The organism is Parabacteroides sp. PFB2-10, assembly GCF_029893085.1.
Taxonomy (GTDB): Bacteria; Bacteroidota; Bacteroidia; order Bacteroidales; family Tannerellaceae; genus QVMG01.
Map to the genome: position 1 here is coordinate 64,067 of NZ_JARXWI010000006.1, position 21,824 is coordinate 85,890.

21 protein-coding genes are annotated in these 21,824 nt (G+C 35.9%); all 21 read left to right on the forward strand.

Annotated elements, in window-relative coordinates:
• The 21 genes from M2137_RS06920 (at position 1) to M2137_RS07020 (ending at position 21,407) form a co-directional block, all read left to right on the forward strand.
• Positions 1-2,976 (forward strand): DEAD/DEAH box helicase family protein, encoded by a 2,976-nt coding sequence (locus M2137_RS06920; protein WP_280765736.1) that lies wholly within the window; start codon positions 1-3, stop codon positions 2,974-2,976.
• A 54-nt stretch (positions 2,977-3,030) separates the two neighbouring features.
• Positions 3,031-4,452 carry a hypothetical protein gene (locus M2137_RS06925; protein ID WP_280765737.1) on the forward strand — a complete coding sequence of 474 codons (1,422 nt, stop codon included), beginning with the start codon at positions 3,031-3,033 and terminating at the stop codon, positions 4,450-4,452.
• A gap of 10 nt (positions 4,453-4,462) precedes the next feature.
• Positions 4,463-4,879: a phosphohydrolase gene (locus M2137_RS06930; RefSeq protein ID WP_280765738.1), complete on the forward strand. Its 417-nt coding sequence runs from the start codon at positions 4,463-4,465 to the stop codon at positions 4,877-4,879.
• Positions 4,880-4,894: 15 nt separating this feature from the next.
• Positions 4,895-5,923 (forward strand): Fic family protein, encoded by a 1,029-nt coding sequence (locus M2137_RS06935; RefSeq protein WP_280765739.1) that lies wholly within the window; start codon positions 4,895-4,897, stop codon positions 5,921-5,923.
• 38 nt (positions 5,924-5,961) lie between these two features.
• Positions 5,962-7,635: a DUF4365 domain-containing protein gene (locus M2137_RS06940; protein WP_280765740.1), complete on the forward strand. Its 1,674-nt coding sequence runs from the start codon at positions 5,962-5,964 to the stop codon at positions 7,633-7,635.
• Positions 7,636-7,648: 13 nt separating this feature from the next.
• Positions 7,649-7,906: an antitoxin VbhA family protein gene (locus M2137_RS06945; RefSeq protein ID WP_280765741.1), complete on the forward strand. Its 258-nt coding sequence runs from the start codon at positions 7,649-7,651 to the stop codon at positions 7,904-7,906.
• Positions 7,907-8,424: 518 nt separating this feature from the next.
• Positions 8,425-8,703, forward strand: a complete 279-nt coding sequence (locus M2137_RS06950; protein WP_280765742.1) for a hypothetical protein — start codon at positions 8,425-8,427, stop codon at positions 8,701-8,703.
• 134 nt (positions 8,704-8,837) lie between these two features.
• Positions 8,838-9,308 (forward strand): hypothetical protein, encoded by a 471-nt coding sequence (locus tag M2137_RS06955; RefSeq protein ID WP_280765743.1) that lies wholly within the window; start codon positions 8,838-8,840, stop codon positions 9,306-9,308.
• A gap of 349 nt (positions 9,309-9,657) precedes the next feature.
• Positions 9,658-9,864: a helix-turn-helix transcriptional regulator gene (locus tag M2137_RS06960; RefSeq protein ID WP_163172620.1), complete on the forward strand. Its 207-nt coding sequence runs from the start codon at positions 9,658-9,660 to the stop codon at positions 9,862-9,864.
• Between the two features lie 3 nt (positions 9,865-9,867).
• Positions 9,868-11,373: a class I SAM-dependent DNA methyltransferase gene (locus M2137_RS06965; protein ID WP_280765744.1), complete on the forward strand. Its 1,506-nt coding sequence runs from the start codon at positions 9,868-9,870 to the stop codon at positions 11,371-11,373.
• 46 nt (positions 11,374-11,419) lie between these two features.
• Positions 11,420-12,412 (forward strand): site-specific tyrosine recombinase/integron integrase, encoded by a 993-nt coding sequence (gene xerA / locus M2137_RS06970; protein ID WP_280765745.1) that lies wholly within the window; start codon positions 11,420-11,422, stop codon positions 12,410-12,412.
• Between the two features lie 13 nt (positions 12,413-12,425).
• On the forward strand, positions 12,426-13,136 hold the full coding sequence (locus M2137_RS06975) for a restriction endonuclease subunit S (RefSeq protein ID WP_280765746.1): 711 nt from the start codon (positions 12,426-12,428) through the stop codon (positions 13,134-13,136).
• Positions 13,137-13,146: 10 nt separating this feature from the next.
• Positions 13,147-14,310, forward strand: a complete 1,164-nt coding sequence (locus tag M2137_RS06980; RefSeq protein ID WP_280765747.1) for a restriction endonuclease subunit S — start codon at positions 13,147-13,149, stop codon at positions 14,308-14,310.
• 10 nt (positions 14,311-14,320) lie between these two features.
• A complete protein-coding gene (locus tag M2137_RS06985) occupies positions 14,321-14,863 on the forward strand; it encodes a restriction endonuclease subunit S (protein ID WP_280765748.1) in 543 nt (180 codons plus the stop codon).
• A gap of 13 nt (positions 14,864-14,876) precedes the next feature.
• Positions 14,877-15,509 (forward strand): abortive infection family protein, encoded by a 633-nt coding sequence (locus tag M2137_RS06990; RefSeq protein ID WP_280765749.1) that lies wholly within the window; start codon positions 14,877-14,879, stop codon positions 15,507-15,509.
• An 11-nt stretch (positions 15,510-15,520) separates the two neighbouring features.
• Positions 15,521-18,691 carry a type I restriction endonuclease subunit R gene (locus M2137_RS06995; RefSeq protein ID WP_280765750.1) on the forward strand — a complete coding sequence of 1,057 codons (3,171 nt, stop codon included), beginning with the start codon at positions 15,521-15,523 and terminating at the stop codon, positions 18,689-18,691.
• Positions 18,692-18,706: 15 nt separating this feature from the next.
• On the forward strand, positions 18,707-19,378 hold the full coding sequence (locus M2137_RS07000) for a hypothetical protein (protein WP_280765751.1): 672 nt from the start codon (positions 18,707-18,709) through the stop codon (positions 19,376-19,378).
• 38 nt (positions 19,379-19,416) lie between these two features.
• The gene (locus tag M2137_RS07005) at positions 19,417-20,448 is read left to right on the forward strand and encodes a Fic family protein (RefSeq protein WP_280765752.1); all 1,032 of its coding nucleotides are present in this window, start codon (positions 19,417-19,419) and stop codon (positions 20,446-20,448) included.
• A gap of 4 nt (positions 20,449-20,452) precedes the next feature.
• Positions 20,453-20,716 (forward strand): hypothetical protein, encoded by a 264-nt coding sequence (locus tag M2137_RS07010; protein WP_280765753.1) that lies wholly within the window; start codon positions 20,453-20,455, stop codon positions 20,714-20,716.
• On the forward strand, positions 20,713-21,129 hold the full coding sequence (locus tag M2137_RS07015) for a hypothetical protein (protein ID WP_280765754.1): 417 nt from the start codon (positions 20,713-20,715) through the stop codon (positions 21,127-21,129). Before M2137_RS07010 ends, M2137_RS07015 begins: the two co-directional genes overlap by 4 nt.
• Positions 21,130-21,149: 20 nt before the next feature.
• Complete coding sequence (locus M2137_RS07020) at positions 21,150-21,407, forward strand: antitoxin VbhA family protein (protein WP_280765755.1); 258 nt, start codon at positions 21,150-21,152, stop codon at positions 21,405-21,407.
• Positions 21,408-21,824: the final 417 nt, after the last annotated feature.

Genomic DNA, 21,824 nt, shown 5'->3' on the forward strand with positions numbered 1-21,824 from the left:
ATGGCTAAGGAAACAAAAATAAAGTTTAATCCAAATTTGGATTATCAGAAACAGGCTGTTTCTTCTTCATTATTGATATTCAACGGACAGCGAAAATCATCTTCCCCTTTTACGATAAGCCAAGGGATAGGGATGTTTACGCAAGATGAAGACTCTTTAGTTGTTGGAGAGGGAAATAGACTTACTATTTCAGAAGGAAAGATTCTGGACAACCTGAGGTCGATACAAATGGAGAACGGGCTGGACGTATCAGAAAACATGAAGATGCCTGATTTTACCATTGAGATGGAAACGGGAACCGGTAAGACCTATGTTTATCTCCGAAGCATTATTAATATGTATCTGGAATACGATTTTAAGAAGTTTATCATTGTCGTTCCAAATCGTGCCATTCGAGAGGGTGTAAACGCCTCGCTAAAGGATCTGCAAGATCACTTTCACGCATTGTACGGTGTTCGATATAGACACTTTATTTATAACTCTCAAGATTTGGGACAAGTAACCTCGTATGCACGTGCTACTACTTTGGAGATTATGATTATCAATATTTCGGCGTTTAATCGTAGTTTTAAAGATATAAAGAAAGAAGATAAAGCGAATGTTATCCATCGTCCAAACGAAAAAACGCATGGCAGAAAACCAATCGATTTATTAGCAGAAACCAATCCGATTGTCATTATTGATGAACCTCAATCAGTGGACAATACTGATAATGCAAAAGTAGCGATAGCTTCTTTAAATCCATTAGCTCTCTTTCGTTACTCCGCTACACACCGACAAATAACGAATCCTATTTATAAATTAGGTCCGGTCGAAGCCTATAATCAAGAGCTGGTTAAACAAATCGAAGTCTTATCGATATTTGAAGATAGCGACTTGAATGGTTTATACATCAAAGTTATTTCTACCAATCCCTCAAAAAGAGAGGCTGAATTGGAAATGAACTTTATTAATAGTAGTGGGCATGCAAAGCGAGAACATAAGAAAGTGGCCTATAATAGGCTTTTACATGAAGTTACTAAAAATCCGGCGTATATTGGTTGTCGACTTACCAATATTGATGATAATAGCATAGAACTGAATGGTCATGAAAAACTATATATCGGGAATGTAAAAACGAATAATTTATTATACTCGGATGATGAATTGAAACGACAAATGATTCGCGAAACGATAAAAGTACATTTTGAAAAACAACTGTCGTTACTTGATAAAGGAGTTAAAGTGTTATCCCTTTTTTTTATTGACCGTGTTGCCAACTTTAGAGATTATGGAGCAGAAGATCAACGAGGTAAATATGCAAAGCTTTTTGATGAGGAGTTCTTGAAACTGACTCAAGAGAATGCTTTTTATCAAGAACTTTTCAATCGTTGGGGAGGTAGTGTTAGTAAATTGCGTGAAGGCTATTTCTCGGAAGACAAAAAAGGACTTCTAAAGGACACAAAAGGGGATACGGATGATGATATTTCGACTTACGATAAAATAATGAAACGCAAAGGGATATTGCTGAGCGAAACAGAACCGATTCGTTTTATATTCTCACACTCTGCATTGAGAGAAGGTTGGGACAATCCCAATGTATTCCAAATTTGCATCTTGAAAGACCCTCAAATTAAAGAAGATAAAAACATTCGCTTACGACAGGAAATAGGACGTGGTCTTCGTATTGCAGTCAATCAGAATGGAGAACGAGTTCATGATAAAGGGGTAAACACGCTTACAGTTACCGCAAATGAAACTTTCGGCGACTTCGTATCGCGCTTCCAAACTGAATTAAAAGATGATATCGGAGAGGAATTTAACAAAATAACGCCACACAAATTCCGTAATATCACCTATATGGATAATGATGGAGTTAGACATATTCTTGGAGATGCTTTGGCTGAAAAACTATATTCCCATTTTGAAGATGAAGGCCTTGTTGTAAAACATAAGCCAACTGAGAAGCTACAAGACGCTTTGAAAATAAATCCTCAATCAATAGTTCCTAAAGAAGAGGTATTCCAACCGTATGAGGAGGCTATTATAAAACGAACTGAAGAACTTGCAACTAAGATTGAGATTACAAAATACAAACCCAAACAGAAAGTTCGTATCAATAAACAGGTGAGATGCTCTGAAGAATTTAATGCGCTTTGGGATAAAATCAAGCATAAGACCACTTATTCTGTGGATTACAATGTCCATAATTTCAAATTGAAATGCATTAAAGAATTAAATGAACTAGAAGTTCGAAAGATAGTTTACAACATAGAAAAAGGTACTATCCAAATCGATTCAGACAAAGGTGTGTCAGATAAAGACGGTGTAAAAACCGATTTTAATGCCATGAGCTATTCGGGTAAAGTGCAAATCCCGGATATTATCCGTTACTTGCAAAATGAGACCGGATTAAAACGACAAACACTTATAGAACTTCTTTCTGAAACAAAAACGTTAGGGCAAATCATTTACAATCCCCAACTATACATGGAGTTGGTTAGAGATACCATTAAGCGTCTTATGCAACACGAATTAGTGGAGGGAATCAAATATGAAAGAATTGGAGAAGAATATGTGATGGAATTACCTGCTAACGACGAGATAGAGCAATTCTTTAATAAGCTGATTGCTGAAACACCTAATCGTTGCATACTCGATCATATAAGCGTTGATTCTCAAGAAGAACAAAAATTTGCTCAGCAGTTAGACAATAACGAAAAAGTAAGTTGCTTTATGAAGCTGCCATCCTCTTTCAAAATAGACACACCATTAGGCTCTTATAATCCAGATTGGGCTGTTTATGTGAAAGGGATAGAAAACAAAGTCTACTTCATTGTAGAAACAAAAGGCACAAATATCTTTTCTGAATTGAAACCATCAGAACAAGATAAAATCAATTGCGCAAAGAAGCACTTTGAAGTTGCTGCTCCTGAAGTAATTGTAGCAGCACCGGTTAAGGGTGGAGAAGCAAATAGATGGTTGAGTGGATTGTAGATTAAGAAAGAGAAGGAAATTAATAAAAAAAGTAAATAATACAGATATTAAAATATGGGAAAAATTGGCAAACTAATACTATTTAGCGAGTACTTTGGAATCGATAGTAAAGAGATGTCGGAAATAGGAATATTCAATCCTATATTGAATTTAGACACACGTTTGTTTATTGACCCGATATTATTAAAAACATCTATTCATGAAATCATCAATACGGATGCTGCTCAAGAGTATCGTACATATTTTTCAAATATTATTTCACTTTTGGCTCTTTCTAAACAGCCTGATGATTTCGCTTGGAAAAATGCTTTAAAACAATTACCTGAAAAAGAAATTGACGGCACTTGCTTGGGTTATGGAACAAATTCAATCTCAGGCAGAAGAATGAATGAAGATATTAAATTTTCGTTGATTACGACAGCAAAAGGCATTATTGATTTAGGGATTAAAGACCCTGAGTTGTTTTCTATTTTACCTTTATTCAACAAAGGTATCGGGCCGGATACCATAAGCGATATTGCTACAAGAGCAATTCATAAATCGTTGTTGAAATTCTCCGCTGCTCATGCTAAGATTTTGAAAATACCAACAGAAAGGGTTGATCTTTATGGTGAAGAGTGGGACGTGATTACAAATCCCATTAGGAGAAAATCTCACATCTTATTACTGCCTAATGATATATTAAGAAATCTTCCAATTGTAAATGACTGGAATGATATTGCAGATGCTGCCTCATTTAATAGTAATCTGAGGCATAAAATTAATAGACTGGTTGCTGAAATATTCAAGCAAAAAACGAAAGAAAGCAGAGCCAACTACATTTCTGAGATAATGCATGACAAGAGTGCGATTTTAGATTTTATAGAAGTTATAAGAGGCTGTAAAGGAGATGCATATAATCAGCTTGTAGATAATGACAGGATTGTTGTTTTTAGTAAAGCTGCTGAAATCATTCAACAACAACCGTGTGATAAAAGAAGTTTTCGAAAAAACAAAAGCGGACTTGAAGAGTTGGTGGCAACCATAATAGATCGATTTCAATTTTTAGTTGAAGATAAGGGGCTTAATAAACTACTTTGGAAAGAAGACAAAAAGAATAGATGCAAGGAGTCGGTAGCACAATTAATCTTTCATGCTGTGGCTCTAATCTATTGTCAAGCAAACGACATTGATGTAAGTCCTGAAACAGATACAGGTACAGGGCTTATTGATTTTAAATTCTCAGATGGATACAGAAATAAAATTATTGTAGAAATTAAGTATTCTGACAACCCCAGCTTGCTACATGGATTAGAAAAACAACTTCAGCAGTATTTGAAGTCAGAAGAGTGCGACAAGGGTTATTATGTTGTATTAGATGTGGGTAAATTAGATTCAAAACTAGACAAAATGAATAAATTGAATAACGATGCACAAATTAAGTCAGAGATTTTCTATATTGATGCACAACTCAAAAAATCAGCGAGTAAAAAATAATTAATTAGTTATGTTACAAAAAGCCATCCAAATAGCAACTAAAGCCCACGAAGGTCAATACGACAAAAGCGGAATGCCTTACATTGGCCACGTTATGCGTGTCATGGAAGCTGGAAAGAACGATAACGAAAAGATTGTTGCTGTTCTTCACGATATTGTAGAAGATACCGATTGGACTTTCGAGAAACTAGAAGAGGAAGGATTTGCTACATATATAATTGATGCAATACGATGTTTAACTAAGACATCAGAAGATGAGCCTTATGAAGAATTCATAAAACGGGTTCAGACAAATCCTTTGGCTGTGCGAGTGAAAATTAATGATTTAGCAGACAATATGGATATACGAAGACTTTCTGCTATTTCAGAGAAAGATGTTGAGCGTTTAAGAAAGTATCACAAAGCACATAAAAGGCTAACCACATAAGCAAATCAATATCGCATGAAAAAGACTAATAAAGAGCAACTTCTCCAACTTATTGATGAATACAATCAATTAGGGATTGGACAGCAGATAGATCATGATAAGTTCTATCTCTATTCTCTTATTACACATTCTACTGCTATAGAAGGCTCTACGGTAACGGAGGTAGAGAACCAATTGCTCTTTGATGAAGGTATTTCTGCAAAGGGGCGGACAATTGGCGAGCAGATGATGAACCTTGATTTGAAAGCGGCTTATGAATACAGTATGAAGTTGGCAAAACAACATACTGAATTCAACACAAAAATGCTCAAATCCCTTTCCGCAATTGTGATGAAGAATACTGGTAGCGTCTACAACACTTTGCAAGGTTCGTTCGATTCTTCTAAAGGTGACCTTCGTTTAGTAAATGTAATAGCAGGCACAGGAGGTAGTTCTTATATGAATTATCTGAAAGTTCCGGCACATTTGGAGGCTTTCTGCCAACAGATGAACGAACGCAAAAACACCCTATTGCAAAGTAATGATATAATAGAAAAGTATTTGTTGAGTTTTGATGCTCACTATTTACTCGTAACTATTCATCCGTGGGTGGACGGCAATGGAAGAATGTCTCGTCTAGTGATGAATCACCTGCAATTTGAGCTTGATCTTATTCCTACCAAGGTAGAGAAAGAGAATAAAGCGGAATATATACAGGCATTGATAGATTCTCGTGAACAGGAATCATTAGAACCTTTTCGCGAGTTTATGTTAGCTGAACATATCCGCAATTTGCACAAAGAGATAGAGGCTTATAAAAAATCAAATGAATTTGATCCATTAAAAGTGATAAGTGAACCTCAAGAACCCCAAGATGAACCTCAAGAAAAGACAATAGAAAAGATTATACTAGAAGAAATTCGGAAAAACAATAAAATCACAAGAGAAGAATTGGTGGAAATTACCCATACTAGCCTAAGCACGATTAAACGTAGACTTAAGAAGATGAGCGATAAGGTTGTTTATATCGGCAGCGGATATAGTGGTCATTGGGAGATAAAATGAAAAGTAAGTATTGTATTTAAGCTTAAGAACAAGTTAAAATGTCATACAAAGCAAAAATCTCTAAAACTGCGAATGGAGTAAAAGAGAAAAAATCGGTTCTCTTTATTGAATATCTACTGGTTGATGCTCCTGCGAAAACTAAAATAGAAACAGAAGACACAAATGCCAATATAGATGGATATATTGAACTTTTAGATGAAGATGGGTATCCTAAAGGTAAAGTAACTATACAGGTTAAAACGGTCAATAAGGTGGATGAAAACAAGAATCGTTTCCCTTGCCCAACATCTCTTTTTGCACATGCTGAAGTCACAACAGATATAGTTTTACTTATTGCTGTTGATCATAGCCAAAATGTTGCTCTATGGAAATACATATCTCGATCATTGCTAGAAGAGAATCGTAGTAAAGAAGAGCAAGAAACTATAACTTTGCATTTTGGAAATGAAGAAAAACTCTCATCATCAACACTATCCACCACTCTTCAAACTTGGCGCTCAATATCTCAACGAGAAGTTAAGATAAACCAAGATGCATCGTATCTTAGTGCTGAGAACGAAAAATTACGCCAACTGATTCTTCAGTCACAAAACTCTACTTTCAAAATTGCCAAAGAAGATGTAATCAAAATCCAACAGTTTTCAGATGCATACAATCATCTCCTTGATAGTGAATTTCGTTATATCAAAGAGACCATTTTCCCTAAGTGCTGGAAAAGAGGTATTGCAATTTATACATTTGGAGACACAGAACTCTGCTATTCTCTCTTCAATATCAAATATGGAGAAAATAGTCTTCTTATGAAGCAACTTCCCGAGACTGTCATGAGATATGACAAAGGTGATTATTCTTCATGTCAATATCAGTCAAATGACATAAAAGAGAACCATAAGTTAATGGCTATTAAACTCGTAAAGACCCATGTGGAAAAATTCATCAAAGAGCGAAGAATTATTCCTGCATATGATGAATTCATTTTAGAATATGTTAGAGATTTTTGTGTATATAGCAATCGGGAGCTTAATATTGACGACTCAAAGCTTTCAGATATACCAAAACTTATTGAACAAATAAAACACAAATATCCGCGCATTTCAAGTATGCCCCATACAGTACTTCGTGGACACAAGAAAATACCTATCAATATATTATACGAAGGCCTTCTTTTTCTTCAAAACCGAGGGTACACAAAGATACCTTCGCTCTATCCAAATCGTGGAAATTACGCAGACTCTGGATTAGTATCTAGCTGGTATACACCAGAATTAGCTTTTCAAAAATTGCAGATGGTAGTAACTGTCGCTTATAGTGCTTATTCTGATTTTATTAATAACAATTTCCCATTTTTAGCGAAAGAGCTTGATTGTTATTATGGGGCAAACATAATTGTAATCGATTTAGAATACACTTCTGATGGTTGGCCCTGTATATACATTCTATTTTTAAAGAATCAAATGCCTGATAATACTAAAAAAATCATATTCACAAAAAAAGAAAGTTCCCCACTGCTTAAGGAAAATGAGGTTGAGGAGTATTCCAAACTTTTTCAGCTTCCTTTAGTTACTTATCAAGGGAAACAATACGTTCTGTTTAGAGGACAAGGAGGTGATGCACATAAATATTTATTTGATCGATATAATTTTCTTTCTGTATTTTACGATGTCTTAGAAGATAGAATGCAAGAATACTTCAAACAGATTACTGAAAATTAATACTAAAAACAAAATGACCAACTTCGAAGAATACCTCCAACACCCCGACCCAGAAAAGCGAGAAAGAGCCGCTAACTGGCGAATGGCAATTGGTCTGCAAGCAGTCGATGGCTTGAAGACCTCGAACTACTTGGTTGAAATTGCTCGAAGACAGATAGAAGGGGAGATAACAATGGATGAAGTGCAAGAGTTAATTTCAGCGCATTATCAGGCAAAAAAGAAGCAGAAGAGTGATGCGGATAAGGCAGTGGAAACAGAAAAAAGGCTATAAAACGGGATTTTCACTCTCCCGTAATTTCGCCAAAGCGTTGCAAACACCAGTACTTCAGCATGTTAATACTTCTCTAATTTGGTAAAATGAAGAAAAACAGTACATTTGTACCGTGCGAAATGATAAACGATTGGTTCTCAATACATTCTATATACTTGTTTTTCGAGCTTTGTACCGTTAAAAATGCTATTTAGTTGATAATATGACAACTACATATCCTGTATCGGGAAATAATACAGTATAGCTTCCCGCCAACAAATGTCAGGATTGTTTAGCAGAGATGTTTAAGCGACAAATAGTATGAATAGTACTCAAAAAGAAGAGTTAAGATAAATTCCAATTGTCGTATATTTTGCGACAACTGAAATTTATCGTATAAAAACTACTATATTTGTAGATATTCCGAGTATATAAATATGGCATATAAGATCGAAAGTAAAAAAGCAAACTTGTTGTTGCAATAGCCTCTAATCCATACCTATCTATTCACTAACGAATACAAATAAAAATCTATTTTTATGAAAGACAAAAAGACAATATCAGTCAAATTTCCAACCATGCTTTATGACTTTTATATGGGTCAGCTAAAACTCTTTGGTTATTCAAATAAATCCGAGATAATAACCTACCTCATTGATGGATTGTGGAAAAGGCAAAATGGGAAAAAGAATTCGGATGTGGTAAATAGGATTCTTGATTTTGCAAGTGCAGATCGCCCTACTGTATTTTCACATGTACCTCACTCATTACTAGCCATTTTATTAAGAGGTCTTATTGTTACAAATTTAACAAAATAGAGGGATTCAGAAGCCAAGACAATCTCATTAATGCATTATTAGAAGCATTTCTTTCAGCTAAAACTTCAGACAAAAAGTTACTCAGAAAAGAAATCCATCGAGAGTATCTAAAATTGGATATTTCAAAAACACGAATGAACACTTATGTAAGTAAAGAGCAGTATGAGATGCTCCAAAAAACTGGAATGAGATGTAAAATGAATGTACCTAATCTAATCCATCTAACTATAAACCTAATATTAAAAAATGAAAACTCAAATCCGGATGAGCGTGTTCTACCCCCAAAAGTCCAGGAATTAATAACCTCATTTTTAATATTGGAAGGAAGTACACTTTCTGAATTTGAAAGAGATACTCAAATCGTCGTTTATTTCAAAGACGATATGTTGAAAGCTGCAATTGTGTGGATGATTATCAAGTATGAAATACCTGGTTGGAATGAATTTTTACGTCGTATTGTTCTTTTCCTTTTAAAATCCCCTAATCTCATTGATTTACGCGAAGCAGCAGAGTTCGAAAATGAGTCAAATATATTCTCCACAAAGGAAGAAGACGAGTATTTGAACTTAGCAAGAAAGGATTTTTATTTTGCATTGTATAAATAGTCTTGCAATCTAGGGAGATTACAAGACAAATAACGTCACCAAATTACTACACTATGGGAAATTATAAGGGTCAAAATCCATAGAAAACAACAAGTGAACCTCAACATGAACCTCAAGACCCTCAAAAAACAATAGAATATCGTCTTTGTAGGTAGCGGATACAGTAGGCATTGGAAAATAAAGGAAAGGAAGCATGATGAATGCGAGGCGGATAATTTGAAGCAAAATAAGTAACATTCTGAAAACGAGTGGTAATAAAGCAGGGATATTTATCCTTGCTTTATTTTTATAGCAGATTTTTAGCTATATTTGTGCGTGCGTTTTGTATGTTTCATAGAAAAACAATCCAATGGAATTGAACAGAATAAAAGAAGTCCTTGATGAAAAAGGAATTAAGCAGACATGGCTGGCAGAAAAGCTTGGCAAAAGTTTCAGCTCTATAAATGCGTATGCTTGTAATCGGCAGCAACCGAGTTTGGAAATGTTGCACCAGATTGCGGAATTACTACAGGTGAGTGTGAAGGATTTAATTGTAGATAATAAAAAGGAAAAGTAAAATATGGCTAAGAAAAATACGGCAGAGATAGGCTTTGAGAAAGAAATTTGGAAAGCTGCAGATTTGTTAAGAGGTAATCTCGATGCTTCTGAATACAAGTCAGTTGTATTAGGATTAATTTTCTTAAAGTACATCTCGGATTGTTTTGAAGCAAGATACCAAGTTTTGATAGAGGAGGGAGATGGTTTTGAAGAAGACAAGGATGAATACACCTCAGAAAACATATTTTTTGTTCCTACAGAAGCTCGTTGGAATGTAATAGCAGAAGCTGCTCATACCGCAGAGATTGGAACAACGATCGACAATGCAATGCGTATGATAGAGAAAGAGAACCTTCGATTGAAAGGGATTCTACCCAAGAATTTTGCACGTCCGGAATTAGATAAAAGACGACTTGGTAATGTTGTTGACCTGTTTACTAACATCCAAATGAAGGAACACGGCGATAACAAAGATATTCTTGGACGAACTTATGAATACTGTCTCTCCAGATTTGCGGAAGCGGAAGGTAAATTAGCCGGAGAGTTTTATACACCAGCATGTATCGTTAAAACATTGGTAGAAGTTTTGAAACCTTATAGTGGTCGAGTTTATGACCCTGCTTGTGGCTCTGGAGGAATGTTTGTTCAGTCTGCTAAGTTCATTGAAAAGCATAAACGAAATATTAATGACATTTCAGTCTTTGGTCAAGATAGCAACCCTACTACATGGAAAATGGCTCACATGAATTTGGCTATTCATGGGATAGAAGCCGATTTAGGGAAGTTCTATGCAGATACTTTCTTTGACGACCAACATCCAACGTTAAAAGCTGACTTTGTTATGGCTAATCCTCCTTTCAATCTCAGTGATTGGGGAGCAGACAAATTGCAAGAGGATGTACGTTGGAAGTTTGGAACTCCTCCTGCCGGCAATGCCAACTTTGCATGGTTGCAACATATGATTCATCATCTGTCTCCAAATGGAAAAATTGGGATGGTTTTAGCAAATGGCTCTTTGTCCTCTCAAACAGGTGGTGAAGGGTCTATTCGAGAGAATATCATTAAAGCTGATTTGATAGAGGGAATAGTAGCTCTTCCGGCTCAACTGTTTTACACAACGGGGATTCCGGTTTCTTTATGGTTCTTAAATCGAAATAAGAAACAGAAAGGTAAGGTTTTATTTGTTGATGCTCGCAATATGGGGACAATGGTTACCCGTAAACTCCGAGAACTTACAGACGATGACATCTTAAAAATAGCTAATACGTTTGAGGCTTTCGAAGGTAGCACATTAGAAAACGAAAAAGGTTATTGCGCTGTAGTTTCTTTAGAAGATATAGCTAAGCAAGATTATATACTGACACCCGGTCGTTACGTGGGAATAGCAGAAATTGAAGATGACGGAGAACCGTTTGATGAAAAAATGACACGCCTAACCGGCGAGTTATCTGATCTCTTCGCACAATCACATGAATTAGAAGACGAAATTCGCAAACAGCTGAAGAGTATTGGATTTACGATAAAATAGCATTCATGTTCTCTTCAGTTTAATAATCACTTATAATTGAAGAAATATGAAAGAAAAATTAATTAAAGAGATTGAAAATTCTATGTCGGGAGCTTTAACACTGGAACAAACAGCGCAACTCAGCACTTCGTTGCTTCAAATACTTAGTAAGTATGAAGTGGTTGAGGATAAGGAAAGTGTGCATGAAGATTCTGCATCAAATACCCGGTTATTGGAAGTTTTCTTATCAGCAAAACAAGTCGAAGGTTGCTCAATTAAAACAATCAAGTATTATGAATCAACGATTCGCCATTTGTATAAAGGTTTACCTAAGAATGTAGCGGATTACACTACTGAGGATATTCGAGCGTACTTGGCTGTTTTTCAGAGTAAACGTAAATCAAGTAAAGTCACAATAGATAATATCAGGCGGATATTTTCCTCCTTTTTTTCTTGGTTGGAAGAAGAGGATTATATTCTAAAAAGTCCTGTAAGGCGGATCCACAAGGTAAAGACAGGTACACAAATAAAAGAGGTACTGAGTGATGAAGCGTTGGAGATGCTTCGGGATAATTGTGAAAATATACGGGATTTAGCAATAATAGACCTTCTTGCGTCAACTGGTATTCGTGTGGGTGAACTGGTAAAACTCAATCGGAACGATATTAACTTTCAAGAACGAGAGTGTATTGTTTTTGGAAAAGGGAACAAAGAACGCATGGTTTATTTCAATGCACGAACAAAGATTCACTTACAGCAATACCTAAAATCTCGCAAAGATAAAAACCCTGCTTTGTTCGTCTCGTTGGCTAAACCTCATAAACGACTGGAAATATCCGGCGTAGAGATTCGTCTTCGGAAGGTTGGACAAAAATTGAAAATAAACCGGGTACATCCTCATAAGTTCCGACGAACACTGGCAACTATGGCCATTGATAAAGGTATGCCTGTTGAACAAGTACAACAATTATTGGGTCATGTTAAGATTGATACGACCATGCACTATGCAATGGTCAATCAGACAAACGTGAAACTCTCTCACCGAAAATTTATTAACTGATAATTGATAATTTATGTGGGTATGTAATCTAACACATAATTGTAGGCCTCGTTTCTCCCCAAAGAGAGCGAATAATGATAATTTAGAGCAGCAAGCACAAAGTCTATACGATGAATTGTTTGCTAATGAAAGTGTTAGTAGTCTAACTAATTTGGGAGATGTGATAGAAACGACTTCGGGTGGAACACCTTCTCGTTCAAAGCCTTCTTTTTATGAAAATGGCACTATAAATTGGGTTAAGTCAAAAGAGCTTAATAGATCTTTTATAATTGACACTGAGGAATTTATTACGAATGAGGCTGTGACAAAGTCTGCTACGAAAATACTACCAAAAAATTCTGTTTTGATTGCAATGTATGGAGCAACCGTTGGAGAATATGCAATCATTTCTAAACAAATGACGTGTAATCAAGCTGTTTGTGCTTTGTTGCCAAATAACAAGTATCCCTATCCTTATTTATTTATGTTCGCTAAGAATAAAAAAAAAGAATTAATTAACAATGCTATAGGCTCAGCTCAACAAAATATTAGCCAAATATTGGTGAAGCAACTTTTTATTTCAAGAAATGTTGAACTGATCAATAAATATGACTTAATTGTCCGTCCATTATTTGAAAAAATATTAGAGTTACAGATAGAAAACGAAAAAATATCTCAGCTCCGCGACGTGCTTTTACCCAAATTGATGTCCGCCGAGTTAAAAATCAGTGATTTAAACAGCTAAATTCTCATTTATGGAAGAGTGGAAAAAATATAGATTGGGTGATGTTTGTACTATATCTTCAAGTAAAAGGATATTTGCGAGTGAATATCAGAGTATAGGCATTCCTTTCTATCGAGGGAAAGAAATAATCGAAAAACAAAGGGGGGCTAATATTTCCAATGAATTATATATATCGAAGTCAAGGTATAACGAAATCGAAAATAAGTTTGGAGTCCCTAAAAAAGGAGACATGTTGTTAACTTCTGTCGGTACATTAGGCATCCCATATATCGTTAAGGATGAAGTCTTTTATTTTAAAGATGGAAATCTTACTTGGTTTTATAGTTTCGATAGTATCAATAATGAATATCTTTATTATTGGTTTCTATCACCCATTGCTAAGCATCAGATTGACACAAAAGCTATCGGATCAACTCAAAAAGCATTGACTATAGAGGTCCTGAATAAGTTTGACATAACACTACCGCCGAGAGAATTGCAAAGTAAAATAGTTAATATCCTCTCTTCCCTCGACAATAAAATCGCCCTCAATCGCCGGATAAATGATAATTTAGAGCAGCAAGCGCAGGCTTTATACAAGTCTTGGTTCGTTGATTTTGAGCCGTTTAATGGAGGAAAATTCATTGATTCGGAGTTAGGGAGAATACCGGAAGGGTGGAGAGTAGGCAGTTTGGAGGATTTAATTATCGTAAAATATGGGAAAGATCATAAGAGGTTAAGAGATGGGGATATTCCTGTGTATGGTTCTGGAGGCATTATGAGGTATGTTGATGATTATCTGTATTCTGGAGAATCAGTTTTAATTCCTAGGAAAGGTTCTTTAAACAATGTTTTTTATATAAATGACAAGTTTTGGAGTGTTGATACAATGTTTTATACACAGATGAGACAAGAAAATATTGCAAAATTTGTTTATTTCTTTGTCTTAAGTCAAAATTTGAGTTCTATGAATGCAGGATCAGCGGTGCCAAGTATGACTGTTGATATTCTTAATGGCTTAAAATGTGTAATAGTACCATTAAATATCATGGCTCAATTTAACACTCTACAAACTCCTATTTTTGATGAGATGAAAAAAAACATGATAGAAAACGGAAAATTGTCTCAGTTCCGCGACTCGCTTCTCCCCAAATTGATGTCCGGCGAGTTAAAAATCAGTGATTTAAACAGCTAAATTCTCATTTATGGAAGAACTTAAAAAATATACATTGGCAGAATTAACAACGGATGGTAAAGGAGCATATGGCATTGGAGCTCCTGCCGTTGATTTCGACTCTCAGAAGTATACTTATCTACGTATAACAGACATTAAAGATGATGGAGGCATTTATTACGTAGGACTTAAATCAGTTGAGGATAAGGATGCCTACAAATATCTTCTAAAAGAAAACGATATAGTTTTTGCCCGTACGGGTAATAGCACCGGAAGAACATATTTTTATGAAATTTCTGATGGAGAGCTTGTTTACGCTGGATTTCTCATTAAATTTAATTTAGATCCAACGAAAGTGAATCCGCGCATATTAAAATATTATACTCATTCAAAAAAATATTATGATTGGGTTAAATCATTTGATACAGGTGGTACAAGGGGAAATATTAATGCTCAAACATATGCAAATATGCCAATTGAGCTTCCACACAGAGAATACCAAGATAAAATAGTTAATATCCTCTCTTCCCTCGACAATAAAATCGCCCTCAATCGCCGGATAAATGATAATTGATATTTGAACTAGTATGGATTGGACAAGAGAATATATCGCTAAGATGCCGAGTTTTGGCGCTTTTGAAGCACATGTTTTAATGATAGAAGAATCTATCGAAACAAATGCATCGCTATGCATTGAAACTTGTAAAAGTCTAATCGAAGGAATATGTAAAACCATCCTAACCAATAAGAATATCATATACAAACAGAGCGAGTCTTTTCAGGGTTTAGTTCGCAAAACTGTTGATACAATAACTCCTTCTTGTTATAATAATGAGAAGATTTGTGAATTATCAAGACGAATTGCCGCCGTTACACAAACGATTGCAGAATTCAGAAATGACTGTGGCTTTGCCTCGCATGGAAAAGATATAAAAGAGCCTCGAATAGACAGGAGCTTATCCTTGCTAACCTATAAAATAACTGATGTTCTTGGAGGGTTTATCTTACACTATTACATAAAGTATAATAAGCCCCAAAGGAATGGTCGAATACACTACGAAGATTGCCAGATGTTCAATGAGTATTTTGACTATGCAAACCCTTTGGTTATTGGATTACTTAGCCTTTCTGCTTCGGAAGCTTTGTACCAACAAGACTACCATGCATACAGAGAGGAATATCTATACTATTTAGAGACTAAAGATGAATTTGATACTTAAAACGATATAATATGTCATTCACAGAGAACAGCTACGAACAGGCTCTTATCAAGCTATATCAAAAGTTAGGATACGAGTATTTATATGGTCCGGATGTTGAACGGGACTATTATGTTCCTTTTTATGAAGCTCAATTAAAACAAAGCCTTATTGAACTGAATAGGTCGATACCACAAATCGGTATTGAAGAGGCTATTTCTAAGTTGAAAAATCTGGATACAGGTAGCTTGACTCAACGAAATGAACATTTCATGGATTATCTCCAACATGGCATAGAGGTTAGTTACTTTGACGGAAAAGAACAACAAAGCAATCTCGTTTACCTGATAGATTATGATTATGAACATATTCATAAAAACACATTCCAAATCATAAATCAGTGGACTTTTGTTGAAAAATCCGAAAAACGCCCGGACTTGGTTGTTTTCATAAATGGATTGCCACTTGCTATTGTTGAAATCAAATCTCCATCACGAGAAGAGACTGATGCATCTGCCGCTTATCGCCAATTGCGAAACTATATGCAAGAAATCCCATCTATGTTTGTATATAATGCAATCTGTGTGATGACTGACATGAGTGCGTCTAAAGCGGGCACCATAACCAGTAAAGAGGATCGTTACATGGAGTGGAAAACCAAAGATGGAAGTTATGAAAGCACGCAATTTGCCGATTACGATACCTTCTTTGAGGGAATCTTTGTTAAAGAGCGCTTTTTAGATATAATCAAAAATTATATTTGTTTCTCTAAGGATGACAAAAGCGAATCTATCAAGATATTAGCAGGATATCATCAATACTTCGCCGTAAGCAAAGCGATTGAACGAACCAAACAAGCTATAGGGAATGATGGCAAAGTTGGTGTCTTTTGGCACACACAAGGAAGTGGGAAATCGCTCTCTATGGTTTTCTATGCTCATTTACTCCAACATTCTTTATCTCAACCAACGATTGTAGTTATAACCGACCGGAATGACCTTGATGATCAGTTATACACACAATTTGCAAAATGCAAGCAATTCTTGAGACAAACACCAATACAAGCCAAAAGTAGGGAAAACCTCAAAGAGTTGCTTCTAGGTAGGGAGGCGAATGGGATTATATTTACTACCATGCAGAAGTTTGAGGAATCAAACGAGCCATTGTCTGAAAGACGGAATATAATCGTTATGACCGATGAAGCACATAGGGGACAATACGGCTTTGAAGAAAAGATTCGTCTCACAAAGAACAAAGAAGGCAAAGAAGAGGCTAAAGTCGTTATAGGTGCTGCTCGTATTATTCACGATTCTTTACCCAATGCATCTTTTATCGGATTTACCGGCACGCCCATATCAACAAAAGACAAAGATACACAAGAGGTCTTTGGAAATTATATTGACGTTTATGACATGACCCAGGCTGTAGAAGATGGAGCTACTCGTCCTGTATTCTATGAATCGCGTGTTATCAATTTGAAATTGGAAGAAGAAACACTTAAATTAATCGATGCAGAATATGAAAGCTTGGCCGAAGAGGGAGCAGAGGTAGAGCAGTTAGAAAAAAGCAAACAAGAACTATCTCATCTCGATGTCATACTTGGAGCTCCTGAAACTATTGATTCGCTTTGCATAGATATTATCAAACACTATGAAGAAAACCGTCAGTTTGAACTGACAGGAAAGGCTATGATTGTCGCTTATTCACGATCTATCGCCATTGATATCTATAAAAAAATACTTGAACTACGTCCGAAATGGGATGAGAAGGTAAAAGTAGTCATGACTGGCGGAAATAATGACCCGGAAGAATGGCACTCAATTGTTGGTAACAAGCAATACAAGAAAGAATTGGCTAAAAAGTTCAAAGATAATGAAGACCCGATGAAGATTGCCATTGTCGTTGATATGTGGCTTACAGGATTCGATGTGCCATCGCTTGCAACAATGTATGTTTATAAACCGATGAAGGGGCATAATCTGATGCAAGCGATAGCGCGTGTCAATAGGGTATTCTTAGATAAAGCAGGAGGTCTTGTTGTTGACTATATAGGTATTGCTAAAGCCCTGAAAGATGCCATGCGCGATTATACCAAACGAGATAAGAGTAATTTTGAGAAATTAGATATAAAGGAAACGGCGCTATCCAAGTTCAAAGAAAAGTTAGAAGTCTGTCGAGATATATTCCACGGATATGATTATGGAAGTTTTCAAACAGGAACAGATGCCGACAGAGCGCAGTTAATAAAGGGTGGAGTGAACTTCATTATGTCTCCTGATAAGGAGGCGCAAAGAGATGCATTCTTAAAGGAAGCAAAATTATTGCATGACGCAATTACTTTGTGTCGTAGTTTGTTAGATAATAAACTGCGTTTTGAAGCTGCATTCTTTGAAACTGTCCGTATATTGTTGAGTAGAATGTCCGGCAAGGGAAAGGTTTCAAAACGAGAAATCAACGAACGGATTGGTGAACTCTTAAAGCAAAGCATAAAGAGCCAAGGAGTTATCAACCTATTCTCGGATGTTAAGACAGAGTTTTCGCTATTCGATGCTGCCTTCTTGGACGAGATATCAAAGATGAAAGAGAAAAATATAGCCATAGAATTACTTAAACGCTTATTGGCAGAAAGAGTAAGCCTTTACAAAAGAACCAATCTTGTACAGGCAGAAAAATTCTCTGAAATGTTAAATCAAGCTTTATCAAACTACCTCAAAGGAATGCTTACCAATGAAGAAGTGATTCAGGAACTTCTAAAAATGGCAAAAAATATAGCCGAAACAGAAAATGAGAAGAATGAGCTTGGGCTCAATGCGGAAGAAAAAGCTTTCTATGACGCATTAACTAAACCAAGAGCCGTTCAAGATTTCTATACAAACGAACAGTTAGTCGAAATGACTAAAGAGTTAACTGATATGCTACGTAAGAATAGGACTATTGACTGGCAAAAGAAAGAGTCAGCAAGAGCAGGTATGCGCCGACTCGTAAAACGTCTATTGAAGAAGTACAAATATCCACCAGAAGAATCTGAAAATGCGATGGCTGTTCTTCTGAAACAATGTGAAGAATGGAGTGATAATCCATCAGATTCCACTGACTTATCTGACTCGAGGCATAAGCTTTATAAAACAACTCTCAATGATGAATTTGTGCAACAAGCGGCTGAACCTATTGTAAAATACGGTAAAGATAAGAACGAATTATAAATACTTTTTTTGATTATGACTAAATTAGAAACATTATACAACTCCATACGTGGACTTAAAGAATTAGGTTTACCTTTGAATGAAGAGACCCTGAAGGCGGTAGATCAACTGGAAGAAGAATTGATTAAAGATGATGTAATACCTCGACTTTCAGATAGTATAGAGCCTATCATAACTAAGATAGAACGTCCAATTGTCTTAGTTGTCGATTATATTCCGGGGGAAAACTTGTCTGTTCGCTTAACTCGTAAACGGGTTATTACAGATGAAAAAGAAACAAAACAATACCCTCTCTCTTCAGAGCGAAAGGAAGCCCAAGAAAAAGTATATGCGACTAACGAAAAAGTTAAAAAGAAAAAAACTGAACGAAAAATGAAGTTCGCTAATAAGGCGAAAAAGACCCGTCTTTCTGTTAAATTTCCAGACGGTACAATTATTGAAAATTCATATGCTTATGAAACTTTTATAAATACTATCCTCAGAATAGGAGTAGAAAAAGTTGCCGAGCTAAATATGAAATGGGTTGGTCTTCCACTTGTTTCAAAAGCAAAAGATGACTTTTATAACCAACATGAAATAGAAGGTGGTTGGTGGATTGTCACTCATTCGGCCACAAATCAAAAAAGATTGCAATTGGAAGAGATGTCCAAGAGATTAAAATTGGGGTTAAACGTGGAGATAATATAATTCAGTGGGCAACTGTAGTATAAGCAAATAAATATCGCATGAAGAAGACTAATAAAGAACAACTTCTCCAGCTTATTGATGAATACAATCAATTAGGAATTGGGCTGCAGATAGATCATGATAAGTACTATCTCTATTCTCTTATTACGCACTCTACTGCCATAGAAGGTTCTACGGTAACGGAGATCGAAAACCAGTTACTCTTTGATGAAGGTATTTCTGCTAAAGGACGGACGATTGGCGAGCAGATGATGAACCTTGATCTAAAAGCGGCTTATGAACACAGTATGAAGTTGGCAAAGCAACATACTGATTTCACTACAGAGATGCTCAAATCCCTTTCTGCTATTGTGATGAAAAATACCGGTAGTGTCTATAATACCATGCAGGGTTCATTCGATTCTTCGAAAGGAGATCTTCGTTTAGTAAACGTAACAGCAGGTACAGGGGGAAGTTCTTATATGAATTATCTGAAAGTCCCGGTTCGATTGGAAGAGTTTTGCCAGCAAATGAATGATCGCAGAAATTCCCTATTGCTAAGCGACGATATAATAGAAAAGTATCTTTTGAGTTTTGATGCTCACTATTTACTCGTAACTATTCATCCGTGGGTAGATGGTAACGGTAGAATGTCTCGTCTTGTGATGAATCATCTGCAATTTGAACTTGATCTTATTCCTACCAAAGTGGAAAAAGATAACAAAGTGGAATATATACAGGCATTGATTGACTCTCGTGAACAAGATTCCTTAGAGCCTTTCCGTGAGTTTATATTGGCGGAACATATCCGCAATTTGCACAAAGAGATAGAAGCCTATAAAAAATCAAATGAATTTGATCCACTAAAAACGTCAAGTGAACCTCAAGAACCCCAAAGTGAACCTCAAGAGATAACAATAGAACAGATTATACTGGAAGAGATTCGGAAAAACAATAAAATTACAAGGGAAGGATTGGTTGAAATTACCAATACTAGTTTAAGCACCATTAAACGTAGACTTAAGAAGATGAGTGACAAGGTAGTCTTTGTTGGTAGTGGATATAGCGGGCATTGGGAAATAAAAAAATAGAATTATGAGAAAATTAGAAGAATTAAATGGAAAATACACATGGATTCTACGATGCGATACATGTGCTAGTGATGACCAGTTTGAAATCTCAGAAGATCAATCTTACATTAAATGTATCTGTTGTGATCGTGAGTATTTGGGCGGTATAGAAGAACTCAAAGAATATAACAGCGCATCATTAGAACAGATTAAAATCGATTTGGCAAAAGATGCAAAGAAGGTTGTAGAGGAAGAGTTACGAAAAGCTTTTAAGGGATTTCTCAAATGAATGAAAAGGTTATTTCATTGATAAATTGGATTATTTCCCATTGGGAGATTACTACTTCCATAATTGTAGCCATTACAGCTGTCATTTCTTTTCTGTATAAATGGAGAAAGAAGTGGGTTGCCAATAATCATGCTGAATTACGAGCTAATATTTTCCCTCAAAAACCAAGCCGTATAATCCGTATTTATAATCCATCAGAAGCTGAGGCGACAAATATTAGGGTTGAAGGTTTGGAAATTGATAACATAGCAGTATATCCTATCGACTTACCTTTTCCATCATTGAAGTCTAAAGCTCGGTTTGATATTAAGGTATCACCATTCAGTTCATCTCCTGACTATCTTAAAATTAAAATAATTTGGGATGATAAATCTGGTAAAAACCATGAAGCTTTCGAGGTACTACAACTGTAAAAACACAAAAGAACTTAGCAATGCAAATCTTCGAAGAATACCTCCAACACCCCGACCCAGAAAAGCGAGAAAGAGCCGCTAACTGGCGAATGGCAATTGGTCTGCAAGCAGTCGATGGCTTGAAGACCTCGAACTACTTGGTTGAAATTGCTCGAAGACAGATAGAAGGGGAGATAACAATGGATGAAGTGCAAGAGTTAATTTCAGCGCATTATCAGGCAAAAAAGAAGCAGAAGAGTGATGCGGATAAGGCAGTGGAAACAGAAAAAAGGCTATAAAACGGGATTTTCACTCTCCCGTAATTTCGCCAAAGCGTTGCAAACACCAGTACTTCAGCATGTTAATACTTCTCTAATTTGGTAAAATGAAGAAAAACAGTACATTTGTACCGTACGAAACGCTAAATAATTGGTTTTCAATACATTCTATACACTTGTTTTTTGAGCTTTGTACCGTTAAAAATGCTATTTAGCTGATAATATGAAATATACATATCCTGCGTGGGGAAGTGATATGGCTCTCGCAAAAAAAATAGTGGAGCTGTTTAGGATAAGACGACTCTCTAATACAAACATCTTAGTGACATATAAAAATAGGAGAACTGGAGGAGCTTAGCACATGTTCCATTTTGGAACATACTGCCAATGATGCTAAAAACTATATTGTTGTCACACAACTGCCATTTCTTTATAGCT

What these genes read in the sequence shown, in the direction of transcription:
- M2137_RS06975 (WP_280765746.1), top strand. Translation starts at nt 12,426, where the DNA reads ATGTGGGTATGTAATCTAACACATAATTGTAGGCCTCGTTTCTCCCCA.
- M2137_RS06990 (WP_280765749.1), top strand. Translation starts at nt 14,877, where the DNA reads ATGGATTGGACAAGAGAATATATCGCTAAGATGCCGAGTTTTGGCGCT.
- M2137_RS06960 (WP_163172620.1), top strand. Translation starts at nt 9,658, where the DNA reads ATGGAATTGAACAGAATAAAAGAAGTCCTTGATGAAAAAGGAATTAAG.
- M2137_RS06950 (WP_280765742.1), top strand. Translation starts at nt 8,425, where the DNA reads ATGAAAGACAAAAAGACAATATCAGTCAAATTTCCAACCATGCTTTAT.
- M2137_RS07005 (WP_280765752.1), top strand. Translation starts at nt 19,417, where the DNA reads ATGAAGAAGACTAATAAAGAACAACTTCTCCAGCTTATTGATGAATAC.
- M2137_RS06995 (WP_280765750.1), top strand. Translation starts at nt 15,521, where the DNA reads ATGTCATTCACAGAGAACAGCTACGAACAGGCTCTTATCAAGCTATAT.
- M2137_RS06930 (WP_280765738.1), top strand. Translation starts at nt 4,463, where the DNA reads ATGTTACAAAAAGCCATCCAAATAGCAACTAAAGCCCACGAAGGTCAA.
- M2137_RS06980 (WP_280765747.1), top strand. Translation starts at nt 13,147, where the DNA reads ATGGAAGAGTGGAAAAAATATAGATTGGGTGATGTTTGTACTATATCT.
- M2137_RS07010 (WP_280765753.1), top strand. Translation starts at nt 20,453, where the DNA reads ATGAGAAAATTAGAAGAATTAAATGGAAAATACACATGGATTCTACGA.
- M2137_RS06945 (WP_280765741.1), top strand. Translation starts at nt 7,649, where the DNA reads ATGACCAACTTCGAAGAATACCTCCAACACCCCGACCCAGAAAAGCGA.
- M2137_RS07020 (WP_280765755.1), top strand. Translation starts at nt 21,150, where the DNA reads ATGCAAATCTTCGAAGAATACCTCCAACACCCCGACCCAGAAAAGCGA.
- M2137_RS06920 (WP_280765736.1), top strand. Translation starts at nt 1, where the DNA reads ATGGCTAAGGAAACAAAAATAAAGTTTAATCCAAATTTGGATTATCAG.
- M2137_RS07000 (WP_280765751.1), top strand. Translation starts at nt 18,707, where the DNA reads ATGACTAAATTAGAAACATTATACAACTCCATACGTGGACTTAAAGAA.
- M2137_RS06965 (WP_280765744.1), top strand. Translation starts at nt 9,868, where the DNA reads ATGGCTAAGAAAAATACGGCAGAGATAGGCTTTGAGAAAGAAATTTGG.
- M2137_RS06985 (WP_280765748.1), top strand. Translation starts at nt 14,321, where the DNA reads ATGGAAGAACTTAAAAAATATACATTGGCAGAATTAACAACGGATGGT.
- xerA (WP_280765745.1), top strand. Translation starts at nt 11,420, where the DNA reads ATGAAAGAAAAATTAATTAAAGAGATTGAAAATTCTATGTCGGGAGCT.
- M2137_RS06955 (WP_280765743.1), top strand. Translation starts at nt 8,838, where the DNA reads ATGAACACTTATGTAAGTAAAGAGCAGTATGAGATGCTCCAAAAAACT.
- M2137_RS07015 (WP_280765754.1), top strand. Translation starts at nt 20,713, where the DNA reads ATGAATGAAAAGGTTATTTCATTGATAAATTGGATTATTTCCCATTGG.
- M2137_RS06925 (WP_280765737.1), top strand. Translation starts at nt 3,031, where the DNA reads ATGGGAAAAATTGGCAAACTAATACTATTTAGCGAGTACTTTGGAATC.
- M2137_RS06935 (WP_280765739.1), top strand. Translation starts at nt 4,895, where the DNA reads ATGAAAAAGACTAATAAAGAGCAACTTCTCCAACTTATTGATGAATAC.
- M2137_RS06940 (WP_280765740.1), top strand. Translation starts at nt 5,962, where the DNA reads ATGTCATACAAAGCAAAAATCTCTAAAACTGCGAATGGAGTAAAAGAG.